The 14,811-nt window shown below is 58.3% G+C and carries 14 protein-coding genes; 6 read left to right on the top strand and 8 right to left on the bottom strand.

Going from position 1 to position 14,811, the window contains the following annotated elements:
- Positions 1–73: 73 nt before the first annotated feature.
- Entirely contained in the window at positions 74–868 is a 795-nt protein-coding gene (locus ACOTZF_RS05060) for an AraC family transcriptional regulator (protein WP_129251551.1), read from the top strand.
- Here the strand turns inward: ACOTZF_RS05060 and ACOTZF_RS05055 are convergent.
- Positions 865–1,755 carry an oxidoreductase gene (locus tag ACOTZF_RS05055; RefSeq protein ID WP_129317854.1) on the bottom strand — a complete coding sequence of 297 codons (891 nt, stop codon included), beginning with the start codon at positions 1,753–1,755 and terminating at the stop codon, positions 865–867. The genes ACOTZF_RS05060 and ACOTZF_RS05055 overlap by 4 nt on opposite strands.
- A 105-nt stretch (positions 1,756–1,860) precedes the next feature.
- Between ACOTZF_RS05055 and ACOTZF_RS05050 the strand changes: the two genes are divergently transcribed.
- Complete coding sequence (locus tag ACOTZF_RS05050; protein ID WP_013097673.1) at positions 1,861–2,982, top strand: YbdK family carboxylate-amine ligase; 1,122 nt, start codon at positions 1,861–1,863, stop codon at positions 2,980–2,982.
- Here ACOTZF_RS05050 and ACOTZF_RS05045 read toward each other — a convergent pair.
- The 3 genes from ACOTZF_RS05045 to ACOTZF_RS05035 form a co-directional block, all read right to left on the bottom strand.
- Positions 2,933–6,067 carry an efflux RND transporter permease subunit gene (locus tag ACOTZF_RS05045; RefSeq protein ID WP_129317853.1) on the bottom strand — a complete coding sequence of 1,045 codons (3,135 nt, stop codon included), beginning with the start codon at positions 6,065–6,067 and terminating at the stop codon, positions 2,933–2,935. The genes ACOTZF_RS05050 and ACOTZF_RS05045 overlap by 50 nt on opposite strands.
- Positions 6,068–6,076: 9 nt before the next feature.
- Positions 6,077–7,141, bottom strand: coding sequence for an efflux RND transporter periplasmic adaptor subunit (locus ACOTZF_RS05040; protein ID WP_129253510.1), 1,065 nt, complete (start codon positions 7,139–7,141; stop codon positions 6,077–6,079).
- Positions 7,142–7,246: 105 nt separating this feature from the next.
- Positions 7,247–9,955, bottom strand: a complete 2,709-nt coding sequence (locus tag ACOTZF_RS05035; protein ID WP_129253508.1) for a cation-transporting P-type ATPase — start codon at positions 9,953–9,955, stop codon at positions 7,247–7,249.
- A gap of 489 nt (positions 9,956–10,444) precedes the next feature.
- On the opposite strand from ACOTZF_RS05035, the gene ACOTZF_RS05030 reads away from it, so the two are divergent.
- Complete coding sequence (locus ACOTZF_RS05030) at positions 10,445–10,693, top strand: DUF1158 domain-containing protein (protein ID WP_013097677.1); 249 nt, start codon at positions 10,445–10,447, stop codon at positions 10,691–10,693.
- 47 nt (positions 10,694–10,740) lie between these two features.
- Here ACOTZF_RS05030 and ACOTZF_RS05025 read toward each other — a convergent pair whose 3' ends face one another.
- Positions 10,741–11,082: a RamA family antibiotic efflux transcriptional regulator gene (locus ACOTZF_RS05025; RefSeq protein ID WP_014830972.1), complete on the bottom strand. Its 342-nt coding sequence runs from the start codon at positions 11,080–11,082 to the stop codon at positions 10,741–10,743.
- A 32-nt stretch (positions 11,083–11,114) separates the two neighbouring features.
- Entirely contained in the window at positions 11,115–12,218 is a 1,104-nt protein-coding gene (locus ACOTZF_RS05020) for an MBL fold metallo-hydrolase (protein WP_129317852.1), read from the bottom strand.
- Between the two features lie 190 nt (positions 12,219–12,408).
- Between ACOTZF_RS05020 and ACOTZF_RS05015 the strand changes: the two genes are divergently transcribed.
- The 3 genes from ACOTZF_RS05015 to nfsB all read left to right on the top strand — a co-directional run bounded on the left by ACOTZF_RS05015 (position 12,409) and on the right by nfsB (position 14,131).
- Positions 12,409–12,999, top strand: a complete 591-nt coding sequence (locus ACOTZF_RS05015) for a TetR/AcrR family transcriptional regulator (protein WP_013097680.1) — start codon at positions 12,409–12,411, stop codon at positions 12,997–12,999.
- Entirely contained in the window at positions 12,989–13,357 is a 369-nt protein-coding gene (locus ACOTZF_RS05010; protein ID WP_013097681.1) for an MmcQ/YjbR family DNA-binding protein, read from the top strand. The genes ACOTZF_RS05015 and ACOTZF_RS05010 overlap by 11 nt, the downstream gene beginning before the upstream one ends.
- A 120-nt stretch (positions 13,358–13,477) precedes the next feature.
- On the top strand, positions 13,478–14,131 hold the full coding sequence (gene nfsB, locus ACOTZF_RS05005; protein WP_129253502.1) for an oxygen-insensitive NAD(P)H nitroreductase: 654 nt from the start codon (positions 13,478–13,480) through the stop codon (positions 14,129–14,131).
- Positions 14,132–14,167: 36 nt separating this feature from the next.
- Here the strand turns inward: nfsB and ACOTZF_RS05000 are convergent, their stop codons facing one another.
- Both ACOTZF_RS05000 and ACOTZF_RS04995 read right to left on the bottom strand, forming a co-directional pair.
- Positions 14,168–14,455 carry a helix-turn-helix domain-containing protein gene (locus tag ACOTZF_RS05000; RefSeq protein ID WP_013097683.1) on the bottom strand — a complete coding sequence of 96 codons (288 nt, stop codon included), beginning with the start codon at positions 14,453–14,455 and terminating at the stop codon, positions 14,168–14,170.
- Complete coding sequence (locus tag ACOTZF_RS04995; RefSeq protein WP_044158813.1) at positions 14,436–14,765, bottom strand: type II toxin-antitoxin system RelE/ParE family toxin; 330 nt, start codon at positions 14,763–14,765, stop codon at positions 14,436–14,438. Before ACOTZF_RS04995 ends, ACOTZF_RS05000 begins: the two co-directional genes overlap by 20 nt.
- Positions 14,766–14,811 lie beyond the last annotated feature (46 nt).

Genomic DNA, 14,811 nt, shown 5'->3' with positions numbered 1-14,811 from the left:
GGGATTATTACCGGCTTGTCAGCGCGCTTAAATACTCTATTCTGTCAAAAAATACCTAAATGTTGCCATAAACATGAAACCTCAACTTGCTAATACGCTCTATGACCCTGACGCCACAGCCTCTCCTGCCGTGGCGCGTCATCTGGACTTCGTGGACTACGCTGCAGAAGTGCCGGTACACACCCACCGCAAGGGGCAGCTGATTATTGCCCGCTATGGCGCGGTCAGTTGTTATGCGGAAAACGATATCTGGATCGTGCCGCCAGACTGCGCGGTCTGGATCCCCGGCGGCATTCCGCATAGCGCCAAAGCGACCTGGAACGCCCATCTCAACTATATGTTTATTGAGCCCGGTGCCGCGGCGCTCCCGGCGCGATGCTGCATCCTGGCAATTTCGCCGTTGATTAAGGAACTGGTTGACCGTTTAACCCGCGAAGAGGTTGATTATCCGCCGGACAGCCACGCGGCAAGACTCACCCGGGTAACGCTTGATGAACTGACCAGCATGCCGCAGCAAAAGCTGAGCCTGCCGGTTTCGGCGCATCCCAAAATACGCGCGATGGCCGACGCGCTGGTCAGCCACCCTGAGGACAGAAGCACCCTGAAAGACTGGGCCAAACGGCTGGCGCTCAGCGAACGTTCCTTTGCGCGTCTGATGCAGCGCGAGACCGGGCTGAGCTTTGGGCGATGGCGGCAGCAGCTGCACCTGATTATCGCCCTGCAGGAGCTGGCGAGCGGTGCCCCGGTGCAGAATGTGGCGACAAAACTCGGGTATGAATCCGTGAATGCGTTTATCACCATGTTTCGCAAAGCAATGGGCACCACGCCCGCGCACTACTTTGCCGAACGGAAAAACAGCGGCCGTTAGCCCGGCCCCTCGCTCCCCGCCGCCAGCAGCGGCACTATCACATCGCTGATGGGCACCGGAATACTGTGCGCGCGGCCATAGCGCTGGATCACGCCGTTGCGGATATCCCACTCCAGTGGGCGGTTGGCCTGGCGGTCGGCAAGGATCGAGGTGCCTAAATCGGCCGGTGCGCGCTGGAAGTTCGCCAGGATCTCCTGCGCAACGTCATCATTGAGCGCTGCCCCCTCGGCACGGGCGACAGCAAGGCCTTCGCGCAGATACGCCAGCCCCAGCGCGCTGATATCCTCGCGCGAAAACATCCCGGCACGACGGTTGGCCAGCACCATCAGCCCGGCCACCGCGTTTTGCAGCAGCTTGCGCCAGGCGACAGTGGCGAAATCAGCCGACAGCTCAACCGCACAGCGTGTGCCCTGCAACGCGTCTACCACCCGTTTTGCCTGCGGAACGTCCGGCAGCGTCAGGCGCGGTTTGGCGCGCAGCCAGACGGAGGCATCCGGCTCACGCTGCGCCGGGAACCAGACCACCGACGGCAGCACCGTTGCGCCATTAACCCACGGCTCCCACTGGGCTTTCTGCTCCACGCCGTTTTGCAGGGCGCAGACCACTGTGTTTTCATCGCACAGGGCGCGCAGCCACCCGGCGCTGTCGGCGTTCTGCGTCGTTTTTACCGCCACAAAAACCAGATCGGCGGGACGCGTAACGACGGACGGGTCGGTTAATACCGGACCCGGCACGACCGTTTCACCTTCGTCGTCGCGCAGACGCAGTTCAGGATGTGCGGTGCGTCCGCACAACTGCGGCGTGCGGCCAGCGTCATGTAGCACCGCGGCGATAGTGGTACCAATTGCACCAGGACCAATCAGCGCAATCACTGGATTGTCAGACATGGTTAACTCCCCTTTTCGCTAAGCCTGCTAACAGTTATACCACTGTAAAAAGTGAGCGCCACGTCGTTGTCTATACTCAACACACGACAGACAACGGAGTGCGCCATGCCTTTACCCGATTTCAAATCCTCTGAACCCTATACCCTTGGCATCGAACTCGAGCTGCAGGTGGTTAACCCACCGGGATACGATCTGAGCCAGGACTCTTCCGCGCTTATCGCCGCCGTTAAAGACGACATCAAAGGCGGTGAAGTTAAACACGATATCACCGAAAGCATGCTTGAGATTGCCACCGGCGTGTGCCAGAACATCGATCAGGCGGCGGCACAGTTCTCCATGATGCAGCAGAGCATTTTGCGGGCGGCGGCGGAGCAGCATATTCAGATCTGCGGCGGCGGGACGCATCCGTTCCAGAAGTGGCAGCGGCAGGAGGTGTGCGATGACGAGCGCTACAACATCACGCTGGAGCGCTTTGGCTATCTGATTTTACAGGCGACGGTGTTTGGCCAGCACGTGCATGTCGGGTGCCGGACCGGCGATGACGCGATTTATCTGCTGCATGGCCTGTCACGCTTTGTCCCGCACTTTATCGCCCTGGCCGCCGCATCACCCTACATGCAGGGCACAGACACGAAGTTCGCCTCCTCGCGACTCAATATCTTTTCCGGGTTCCCGGATAACGGGCAGATGCCGTGGGTCAACAACTGGCAGGAGTTCGAGGGGCTGTTTCGCCGCCTGAGCTCAACCAGCATGATCGACAGCATTAAAGATCTGCACTGGGACATTCGCCCCAGCCCACATTTTGGCACCGTTGAGGTGCGGGTGATGGATACGCCGCTGACGCTCGGCCATGCGATCAATATCGCCGGGCTGATCCAGGCGACATCCCACTGGCTGCTGACCACCCGGCCGTATAAGCATCAGGAGAGGGATTTTCTGCTGTATCGCTTTAACCGTTTTCAGGCGTGTCGCTACGGGCTTGAGGGCATATTGACGGACGTGCATACCGGCGAGCATAAGACGGTGGCGGAAGATCTTGCCTGGTTGCTGGAGCAGGTTGCGCCATCGGCCGAGAAACTCGGCGCGACGAGCGCGATTAAGGAACTTGCCCTGCTGTTAAAGCAGGGCAAGAGCGAGGCGCAGCGCATGCGGGACTTTATCGCCGACGGCGGCTCGCTTATTTCTCTGGTTCAGAAGCACTGCGAGCTGTGGGCGACGAGTCCGTAAGGCCGTGCCCCCACTCGCGCAGGCGCTGGAACAGCACAAACAGTGCGGGGATGAACAGGATCCCCACTACGGTCGCCACCAGCATACCGCTGAATACCGTAGTACCAATGATGCGACGGCTTTGGGCACCCGCCCCGGTCGCCAGCATCATCGGCAGGACGCCAATGATGAACGATACCGCCGTCATCATTACCGCACGGAAGCGGCGTGATGCCCCCTCGCGAGCCGCATCGACAATTGCTATCCCCTCCATGCGCCGCGCGCGGGCAAACTCGACGATAAGGATCGCGTTCTTGGCAGCAAGGGCTATCAGCAACACCAGGCCAATCTGCACATACACGTCGTTGGCGTAGCCGGCAATCCACAGCCAGACCAGCGCCCCGCCGATGGCGAACAGCACCGAGAGCATCACGCTCGCCGGTAGCGTCCAGCTCTCGTACTGGGCGACGAGGAACAGCCACGCCATCACCACCGCCGCCAGCACGATCCAGATCGCCTGATTGCCGGTCTGCTGCTCCTGGTATGACATGCCGCTCCAGGCGTAGTCGTACCCGGCGGGCAGGCTCTGCGCCAGAATGTCGCCCATCGCCGCCATCGCAGTGCTGCTGCTTACCCCTTCCGCCGCGGAACCGCTCACCGACACCGACGGAAACTGGTTGTACTGCTGCAGGAACGGCGCGCCAACGGTGGGCGTGATGGTCACGAGATTACTCAGGCGCACCCGCTCGCCGTTGTTGCTGCGCACAAACAGCTCGCTGATTTGCCCGGCGCGCTCGCGCCACTGCATCTCATTTTGCATCACCACGTGGTAGACGCGGTTGTTGACGCTGAAATCGCCGGCACGCGTGCCGCCAAATGCGGTCTGCAGGCTGCTGAAGATGCGTGACACCGGTACGTCGAGACGCGCCGCGCGCTCGCGGTCAACGGTCAGCGTCAGCTGCGGCACGTTGCTGCTCCAGGTGGTGAATACGCGGCTCAGTTGCGGATGCTGGTTGGCTTTCACCAGCACCTCGCGGGTGATGCGCTCCAGCTCCGCCGGGCTCTGCCCCGCCTGCGCCTGAATACGCAGGTCGAAGCCGGAAGCATTGCCCAGCCCCGGCAGCGTCGGCGGGGCAAAGGTCATGATGGTTGCTTCCGGCAGCGCCAGCAGCTGGCGCTGAAGGGTACCCATCACGTCATCCAGCGGCGGACGCTCGCTCCAGTCCTTCAGCATGATGGAGATAAACCCGCCGTTGGAGGCGCTGGTGCCGTTGAGGATGTTAAACCCGGAGACCTGAATCACGTCTTCCACCGCCGGATGTTTAGCAATTAATTCGCGTGCCGTAGCCATCACCGCCTCGGTGCGCTCCAGCGAGGCCGCTTCCGGCAGCTGAACGCTGGCGAAGAAGTAGCCCTGATCTTCCTGCGGCAGGAAATCTTTAGGCATCGACATAAAGCTGAACACCACTACAGCCGCCGCGCCTGCGGTGGCCAGCAGCGCCAGCCACGGACGAAGGGTGAATATACTCACCATGCGGGAGTAGAGGTTACGCGTGGCCTCCAGCCCCCGGTTGAAGCCGCGGAAAATCGCCGCGGGCTGCGCCGGACGCGGACGCAGCAGCAGCGCACACAGCGCGGGTGTCAGCGTCAGCGCCACCAGACTTGAGAGCGTTACGGCGGTGGAGAGCGTGACCGCAAACTGGCGGTACAGCTCGCCGACAATCCCCGGCAGCAGCGCCACCGGCACGAATACCGCCAGCAGCACCAGCGTCGTCGCGATCACCGGCCCGGCAATCTGGCGCAGCGCCAGCGCGGTCGCCGCCGTCCGGCTCTGCCCTTCCGCCATCAGCGTTTCAACACTCTCCACCACCACGATGGCGTCATCCACCACCATGGTCAGCGCCAGAATAATGGCGAACAGGCTAAGCGTGTTGGCGGAATAGCCAAGCGTATAGAGCACCGCAAAGGTGCCCACCAGCGACACCGGAATGGCAAGGGCGACAATCAGCGTGGCGCGCCAGCTCTGCAGGAACAGGGAAACGACCACCACCACCGCCAGCATCGTCAGCGCCAGGGAGACGCCAATCTCTTTAATGGTGGCAGCCACGAAGGTGGTGGTGTCGAATTTCACCTCATAAACCAGGTCGTCCGGGAAGCGCGTCGAGAGACGCTCCAGCTCTGCACGCACCGCCCCGGCAACGCGCAGGGCGTTAGCAGACGGAGTGGGGTAAATACCAAGGTAGGCGGAGTCATGTCCGTTCAACTGCGCGCCGGAGCTGTAGCTGCGCGAGCCAAGTTCGATGGTGGCAACGTCCTGCAGGCGTACCAGTTGCCCCATCTCGCCCGCGCGGATGATGATGTTGGCAAACTCTTCTGCCTGGTTTAAGCGCCCCAGCCCGTTGATGGTCAGGGTCTGCTGCTGGCCGTTAAAGACCGGTGGTGTACCGACCTGGCCTGCCGCGCCCTGCACGTTCTGCTCGCGCAGCGCCTGCGCCACGTCGTCGGTGGTGACGTTGAGCGCGTTCATGCGATCGGGCCGCAGCCAGATGCGCATGCTGTAGTCGCGCGCGCCAAACATCTGCACCTGCCCGACGCCGGGCAAACGGGACAGCGCCTCGCGCACCTGAGTGCTGGCGTAGTTGCTGACAAACAGCGGCGTGTGGGTGTTTTCCGGTGAGTAAAGACTTACCCCCATCATCAGGTTGGTGGCGCGCTTGCGCACCTGCACGCCGTTTTGCTGTGCCTCGGCCGGTAGCTGTGCCGTGGCCTGCGACACGCGGTTTTGCACGTCGATGGCGGCCAGATCCGGGTCTGTCCCGGCAGCAAACGTGATGTTCAGACTGTAAGTGCCTTCATCCGAACTGGTGGACTCCATATACAGCATGTGGTCCACGCCGTTAAGCTGGGTCTCCAGCGGCGTGGCGATGGCCTCGGCCACGTCAGCCGCGCTGGCCCCCGGCCATGACGCTGACACATTCACGACCGGCGGCGTGATCTGCGGATACTGCTCCACCGGGATCAGCTTCAGCGCGATAGCCCCCAACAGGGTAATGACCAGCGCAATCACCATCGCAAAGCGCGGGCGTTTGATGAAAAACGTCAGCATGATGGCTCCTTAATTGAGTATCTGGACGGCAGCGCCGGGCTGAACACGCTGCACGCCGTCAGCGATTGCTCGCTCACCAGGCTGTACGCCAGAGGCGATCTGGAACTGCTGCCCGATCTGTCCGGCGACCGTCAGCGGACGTTTTTCCGCCCTGCCGTCGGCGTTGACCACCCAGGCGAAGAAACCGTCGTCATTCTGCTGTACGGCAGCGGCGGGCAGCGTCATAACAGGCGTTGCGCTGGCGGGCCGCAGAAAAACATTCACATTGCCGCCGGGCAGCAGCTGATGGCGTGGATTGGCGAATTCGGCGCGCAGCATCACGCTGGCGGTGCGCGGGTCGATGCGGTTGTCCACCGACGTCAACTCGCCGACGATACGCTGGCCGTTGTTGTCAATTAACGCCTGCCAGGCCTGCTTCATGGCGCGGAGATCGTTATGCTTGCCGACTTTAGCGGCAAACGCGCCCTCTTCCAGCGCAAAAGCGATGCGGATCGGATCCAGCTGCACCACATCCACCAGTACACCGCTTGCGGGGTTGACCAGGCTGCCGACGTGGAAGTTGCTGTGCCCCACGCGCCCGGCAATCGGTGATGTGATGCGCGTGTACCCCAGCGTCACGTTGCGGGTTTCAAGCCGGGCTTTCGCCTGCTCCAGCGCGGCGCGGGCAACATCGCGCTGCATACGGGCGTTATCCACATCGTGGCGGCTGATGGCGTTGTTGTTGCCCAGGCTTTCAAAACGGGAGAGCTGCTGCTGCGCCTGCCGCAGCGTCGCTTCGGCGCTCGTCACCTCGGCCTGGGCCAGACGCACGGCAGCACGCGGCTCGGCATCATCCAGTTCGAACAGCACGTCGCCTTTTTTCACATATTGCCCGTCGCGGAAGTTGATTTTGGTTATCACGCCTTCCGTGCGTGCTCGCAACTCAACGGTGTGAATCGCCTCGATGCGGCCCGGGATCTGGCGCTCAGCAGCGTGGGTAGTTTGTTCCACGGTGGCAACGCGAACAGGAATGGCGGCGGCAAAAGCAGGTGGCAGGGTGAAGGTAAACAGTGCGAACAGGAGTGGGAATTTCATGGGAGTACCTCAGGGTTATTACCCTCACCCCGGCCCTCTCCCACCGGGAGAGGGAGGTCAGGGTCCCCTCTCCCGGTGGGAGAGGGTTAGGGTGAGGGCAAAAGGTTATGCAGCCTTACGGAACCTGCGGGTGAGTCGCTTCTCGATTTCGACGACGAAGAACATCACGCCCGCTACCGCAAGCGTTACGAACCAGTAGCGCAGCGGCAGCGCTTCCGTCCCGAACAGCATCTGCATAAACGGCAGGTAGATAATGGCCGCCTGAAGCAGGAACAGCACGCCGGTAACCAGCCAGATCCCTTTGTTTGCCAGCAGGCCACGGTTCAGGGAGAACCCTTCGGTGTTGCGGCAGTTAATCATGTACACCCACTGGGCGCAGACCAGCATCTGCAGCAGCACGGTGCGGATGAACTCCGCGCTGTGACCGCGCGGGGCCAGCAGGGCTTCCAGCGCAAAGGCGGCGATAGCAATCATGGTGCCCACAAAGGCCACGCGCCACACGGCATACGCGTCCATCACGTGCTGCCCGGTCTGACGCGGCGGACGGCGCATGATGTTGCGCTCGGCGGCTTCAAACGCCAGGCCGAAGGAGAGCGTGGCGGAGGTTGCCATGTTCATCCACAGAATCAGTACCGGCGTGAGCGGAATGATGTTCCCCGCCAGCAGCGCAATCACAATCAACAGCCCCTGCGCCAGGTTAGTTGGCATGATGAACAGAATGGTTTTCTTCAGGTTGTCGTAGACACGACGCCCCTCTTTTACCGCGCTGGCAATGGTGGCGAAGTTATCGTCCGTCAGGACCATGTCCGCCGCCTCTTTGGTCACTTCCGTGCCTTTGATGCCCATCGCAATACCCACGTCCGCCTGACGCAGCGCCGGGGCATCGTTCACGCCGTCGCCGGTCATGCCGACGATTTCGCCTTTATCCTGCAGCGCTTTCACCAGGCGCAGCTTATGCTCCGGGCTGGTACGGGCGAAGATGTCATACTTCACCGCCGCGTCCGCCAGCTCGGTGTCATCCATCTTCTCCAGCTGGTAGCCGGTCACCGCCTGCTCGCTGTTGGTGATCCCCAGCATCTGGCCAATGCTCATTGCCGTCTGCGGGTGATCGCCGGTGATCATCTTCACGCGGATCCCCGCCTGCTGGCAGGCGTTAATGGCGTCAATGGCTTCCGGGCGCGGTGGATCCATCATCCCGGCGATACCGAGGAAGATCAGACCGTGGCTGAGATCGTCATGCGTCAGCGCCTGCTCGCCGTTTGCCGGTTTGAACGCCGCGGCCACCATACGCAGTCCCTGGCGCGCATAGCGCTCCATCTCGCTTTCCCAGTACGCGCGGTCAAACGTCTGCGCACCGTTGCGGGTCTGCTGCTGTGCGCAGAGGGCGAAAATCACATCCGGCGCGCCGGTGATCAGGATCTGCTCCTCACTGCCAATCTGGTAGTGGGTGCTCATGTACTTGTACTGCGAGTCGAACGGGATTTTGTTAATCAACGTGGTCATCACCGGCGCGAGGTGGGCTTTCGCCGCCAGCACCTTCAGCGCGCCTTCGGTCGGCCCACCGGTGATGCCCCACAGGCCACGCTCGTCCTGAATCAGCTGGCTGTCGTTGCACAGGTCGATGGTGCGCAGGTACTGCTCCAGCACGGTGTCCGGCTGGATCTGCATCGGCTCGTCGCTGCCTTCCAGGTAAATGTTGCCCACCGGCTCGTAGCTGTTGCCGTCCACGCGATAGCAGGCGTCAGCGGTGATGATGGCCTTCACCGTCATTTCGTTCATGGTCAGGGTGCCGGTTTTATCCGAGCAGACCACGGTCATCGCCCCCAGGGTTTCAACCGTTGGCAGCTTGCGGATAATCGCCCGCTTGCGCGCCATCGCCTGCACACCCAGCGAGAGGATAATGGAGATAATCGCCGGCAGACCTTCCGGTACGGACGCCACCGCCAGGCTAATCAGCGAGAGCAGCAGCTCGCCCATTGGGATCTCGCGGAACACCAGGCTGAAGATAAACAGCGCCGCCATCATCGCCAGAATAATGGCGAAGATAGCCTTGCCCAGCTTGTCCATTTGTACCAGCAACGGCGTGCGGTGTTTTTCAATCCCATCCATCATCTGGTTGATGTGGCCAAGCTCGGTCTCCTGCCCGGTGGCAATCACCACGCCGATCCCCCCACCCGCGCTTACGGTGGTGCCCGAGAAGACCAGGTTAGTGCGATCGCCCAGCGGCAGTTCACCGTTCAGCGGGTTGGTGTGTTTATCTACCACCGTTGATTCGCCGGTGAGAATCGCCTCTTCCACGCGTAAATTATGTGCTTCGATTAAGCGCATATCTGCGGGAATACGATCCCCCGCACGTAAAACAATAATATCGCCCGGAACTATTTCAGTTGTGGGTATTGTTTCATGGTTGCCATCGCGAATAACACGCGCCTCGCTGGAGAGCATATTACGAATACTCTTCAACGATTTTTCCGCGTTGCTTTCCTGAATATGACCAATTAACGCATTGATCACCGCCACGCCTAAAATAACCAGCGTATCGACCCAGTGGCCCATTATTGCCGTTAATACGGCTGCGGCCAGCAGGACATAAATCAGAACATCATTAAAATGGGCTAAAAAACGCAGCCAGGCAGGTTTACCTTTTTTCTCCGGCAGCGCATTCGGGCCATGTTTTTGCAAACGCGCCTGCGCCTCTGCACGCTCCAGACCACTGGCCTGGCTCTGGGTGTGCGCAAGCACCTGCTCTACGGTCTGCTGGTATGCCAGCCCGCCGGAAGGCGGCACGTTCGGGGACAATTTTTTTTCGGTCATCGTATTTTTCCTTCAATATCCGGTGAACTGAAGCCTGAATTCCTTTCGGGCTAAAATAAATTCATTTTAAAGTCTTGCGAGTAAAATTGATCTACCGCAATATAATGACTTCTCGGTTATTCAAAACTGCATAAAACTATTTCGATGAACCAATTTTTACAAAATATTTCTAAACCAACTTTAAACGAGGAGGAACCATGTTTGGTATTTATCGCGGACGCCGTCTGGCGTTATACATTATCGCAGCCATTGTTATTGCAACGTTAATTGGATATAGCACCTATTCCTTTGTAAAATTATTTTCGTAATCCAGACATTAATTGACATAACGCGATATTCTTTTAATCGCACGTGAGGATTTATTTTTATTTTACGAATAAGAAGCTGATAAGCGGTTATTATTTCAGTGAAACCGGGTGGATGGGTTTATATTGCTTTACGTTCCGGGATGCCGGACAATGACATTTTTAACTGACGATTAACATTACGATGAAACACCCGTTAGAATCGCTGCTCACTGCGGGCGGCATTTTATTGCTGGCCCTGCTTTCGTGCCTGCTGCTACCGGCACCCTCTCTCGGGCTGGTGCTGGCGCAGAAGCTGGTTCAGACCTTCCACATGGTCGACCTTAACCAGCTCTACACCATTCTGTTCTGCGTGTGGTTCTTACTGCTCGGCGCCATCGAATTCTTCGTGCTGCGTTTCGTCTGGCGCCGCTGGTTTTCACTGGCGTCGTAAGCGTGATGCAGGCCCGGTCAGGCGAAACCGCCACCGGGTAAAACAGCTCAGTGTGCCCTGCTGTGGTTCTCTTTACGATACGCCCCAGGCGGCTGGTTGAACGTGCGGGTGAAGATGCGGGTGAAGGTCTGCTGCGAGTCAAACCCGTAACGCAGGCAGATGTCGTACACCCGGGCATCTGATTCGCGCAGATCCCGCGCCGCCAGCAGCAGCTTGCGTTCACGGATATAGCGCCCCAGACTCTCCCCTTTGTATTGCATAAACAGCCGCTGCAGGTGCCATTTCGAGTAACCCGCATGGCGGGCAATCTCTTCGATACGTAATGGCTGGTGCAGGTTATCGTCGATCCACTCGACGATAGTGTCGATGACTTGAGCGGAAATGGTCATACTGCTCTCCCCTTCAGCTTCCTGATTGATCATTATTCCCACCACTCACGAAATGTTTGCGTGGGATCACTCACCCGGACAGGCTCGCCCAGCGCGGGTGTCAACAGCCGATAATTTTTGTCCTTGCTGGCTTTTGCCAGTTGGATCAGCGGATCGTTCCAGGTATGTTTCGCCAGCACGAAGCGCCCGTTATGTCCCGGCACCACGGCTTTCGCGTTCAGATCCACCGAGGCCTGCGCCGTCTCTTCCGGCAGCATATGGATGTACTTCCAGTCCTGGTCGTACTGACCATTTTCCATAATGGCTAAATCCACCTCGCCAAACTGCTCGCCGATGGCCTTAAAATGCGGCCCGTAACCTGAATCGCCGCTGTAATAAATCTTCTGTTCGGGCGTAACGAACATAAAACTGCCCCACAGGGTTTGATTGCGCTTGATGCCGCGCCCGGAGAAGTGACGCGCGGGCAGCACATGCACCGTCAGCGCCTCGCTGATGCGCACCGACTGGTTCCAGTCGCGCTCTTCAATAATCTCCGGCTTCATTCCCCAGTAACGCAGGTGCGATCCCACGCCCAGCGGGGTGACCACGCGTTTCACCTTTGGCAGCAGCGCCGTGATGGTGGCGTAATCCAGGTGATCGTAGTGATCGTGCGAAATGATCAGCAGGTCGATCTCCGGCATGCTGCTCGCCTGCCAGGGATACTCCCCGGCGAAGGCTTTGTTGAGGAATGAAAACGGCGCGGCGTAATTCCCGAGAACGGGGTCGATAAGGATCCGTTTCCCCGCCAGCTGCATATACCAGGAGGAGTGACCGAGCCACACCAGCGTCTCCTGCTCCCGCGGCAGGCTTGCGAGATCGGTTTTCACCAGCGGCAGCGGCTGTGCAGGACGGGCGTTTTCGGTCTTTTTGGTCAGGAACTCCCACATCGCCACCAGCATATTTTTGTCGCCGTTATAGCCTGGCGTGGGCAACGTATTGTGGAATTTGCCGTCGCGATACTGCGGCGAGGCCTCCACTTCCGTGAGCTGCGCACCCTGCGGTGGCTGGCCAAATCCGGCATTCAGAACAAACGGTAAACTCGCGGCTGAAGCAATAATCATGACAAACACCACGCAGATGAAGAGGAACTTTTTCATATCCTGACCCGAAAACGCGCCCCATCCGATGGTTTGCGCGGGCTGAACTTGATTATGAGTGAGTAAGCATTCATTATAGATATGATGATAAAGTCGTCAAGACGTTTTCGATCTTTGACATTCCGCGTTGCAGCGGGTCAAAGCACGTGTTTCAATCAGGGTTTTTACAATTGACAGGAGGAAAAATTTAGTGGCACGTCCGAAGAGTGAAGATAAAAAACAGGCCTTACTGGACGCCGCAACCGCGGCATTTGCGCAGTCAGGTATTGCCGCCTCAACGGCGTTAATTGCCCGTAAAGCGGGCGTCGCCGAAGGTACCCTGTTCCGCTACTTTGCTACCAAAGACGATCTGCTGAATGCCCTCTACCTGCACCTCAAGCAGGACCTCTGTCAGTCAATGCTCTCTAATCTGGACCGCAGCCTTACCACACCGAAAGAGCATACGCGAAACATCTGGAACAGCTATGTGGACTGGGGGATTCGTAACCCCGTTGCGCATGCGGCAATCCGCCAGATAGGCGTGAGTGAAAAGCTGAGCGCCGAAACGGAACTGGCGGTGAAAGAGATGTTCCCGGAGCTGCATGAACTCTGCCGCCGCTCGGTGCGCCAGGTATTTATGTCCGATGAGTTTAAAACCTTTGGCGATGCGCTTTTCTTATCGCTTGCCGAATCCACAATGGAATTTGCCACCCGCGATCCTTCTCGCGCCGTCGATTTTAAAGCGCTCGGGTTTGAGGTTATGTGGCGCGGGCTTGCCCAGGAAGAGAGCGATGGACAGTAAATCCCTGCAGGAGCACGCCAAACGCGTGGCGCTGGAGCTGCCTTTCACCGAACACTGCTGGCCGTTTGGACCGGAATACGATGTGTTTAAGATAGGCGGAAAAATTTTTATGCTGATGGGCACCGTACATGGACGGCCCCACGTCAGCCTGAAGTCAGACCCGGAAAAATCGCTGTTAAACCAGCAGATTTATCGTGGAGTGGAACCGGGCTATCACCTCAATAAAAAACACTGGATTTCCCTCTACGGTACCGACGACGTTACGCCAGAGCTGGTGACCGATCTCATCAATGACTCGTGGAATCTGGTGGTGGATAAGCTGCCGAAAAAAGACCAGAAGTGGATCAGACCGGTTTGATTGTTCGTCTGAGACGAACAGTATAAGCGCTCGAATCGCACTTATCTTTTTCCGCGTCTCGCTGTAATCTGCTCTCCTTTCGCGCCCGCGTGCGGGCGAATTTCATTACCAGGAGTTGTTATGGATATTATTTCTGTCGCCCTGAAACGCCACTCCACCAAGGCGTTCGACCCCGCTAAAAAACTGACCGCAGACGAAGCGGAAAAGATCAAAACCCTGCTGCAATACAGCCCGTCCAGCACCAACTCTCAGCCGTGGCACTTTATTGTCGCCAGCACCGAGGAAGGTAAAGCTCGCGTGGCGAAATCTGCCGCAGGCACTTACGTCTTCAACGAGCGCAAAATGCTGGACGCTTCTCACGTGGTGGTGTTCTGCGCAAAAACCGCGATGGATGATGCCTGGCTGGAACGCGTGGTGGATCAGGAAGAGGCCGATGGCCGTTTCAACACGCCAGAAGCCAAAGCGGCGAACCATAAAGGTCGTACCTACTTCGCTGACATGCACCGTGTGGATCTGAAAGATGACGACCAGTGGATGGCGAAACAGGTTTATCTGAACGTGGGTAACTTCCTGCTGGGCGTGGCAGCCCTGGGCCTGGATGCGGTACCGATTGAAGGCTTCGACGCCGCGATCCTCGACGAAGAGTTCGGCCTGAAAGAGAAAGGTTTCACCAGCCAGGTGGTGGTGCCGGTTGGGCATCACAGTGTGGAAGATTTCAACGCCACGCTGCCAAAATCTCGCCTGCCGCTGAGCACGATTGTGACCGAGTGCTAATCAGTACTGGCACGCTGGATCCCGGCGTGCCAGCTGTTAATAAAGCGTGATCTGCGGATGCTTTACCCCACACACCAGCGCATAACGCGTTAAGGTATCCAGACTGGCTCGTGTGATATTTGCTTCCATTCGTGAAACCGTTGGCGCGCTAACCCCCATCCTCTCTGCCACCTGCGCACGCGTCAGTCCGGCCTGGTTTCGCCATTGCGCCAGCATGTCACGAAGACGCGCTTTACGCTCTTCCGCATCAAAAGATGCCTGTACCTCGGAATCACTTAATAACTCTGCTCTTAATTCGTCCCAGTTAATAATCTTCTTGCTCATCCAACATCTCCTGTTGTCTCTTCAGTGCCAGACGGATTTCAGCGGAGGGGGTTTTTTGCGTCTTCTTAATAAAGACCCGCAACAGAAAAATGGTCTTCTCCCGTTGATAGACATAAATTCCGCGACTATGGAGCAGCCCAATTGTTCTTATTTCAAACAAGCCATGTGGCAACGGCTTGCTATCAGGCTCCCTCAATGCGGTTGGATGAGTACGCAATTTATCTAGCTGGCGAATCAACTTCGCCTGTACCACCGCAGGCAATGCGAGGATCTCCTCCCGAACCGCATGATGAACGATAAGTCTGAACATGGTTATTCATCCCTGACGATATTAACATATAAGGCAATTTGCATTA

It is taken from the genome of Enterobacter cloacae complex sp. SHL021, assembly GCF_049237765.1.
Lineage (GTDB): Bacteria > Pseudomonadota > Gammaproteobacteria > Enterobacterales > Enterobacteriaceae > Enterobacter > Enterobacter cloacae.
Note: the sequence above shows the minus strand (reverse complement) of the source record. Positions and strands in the feature narration are given on the sequence as shown.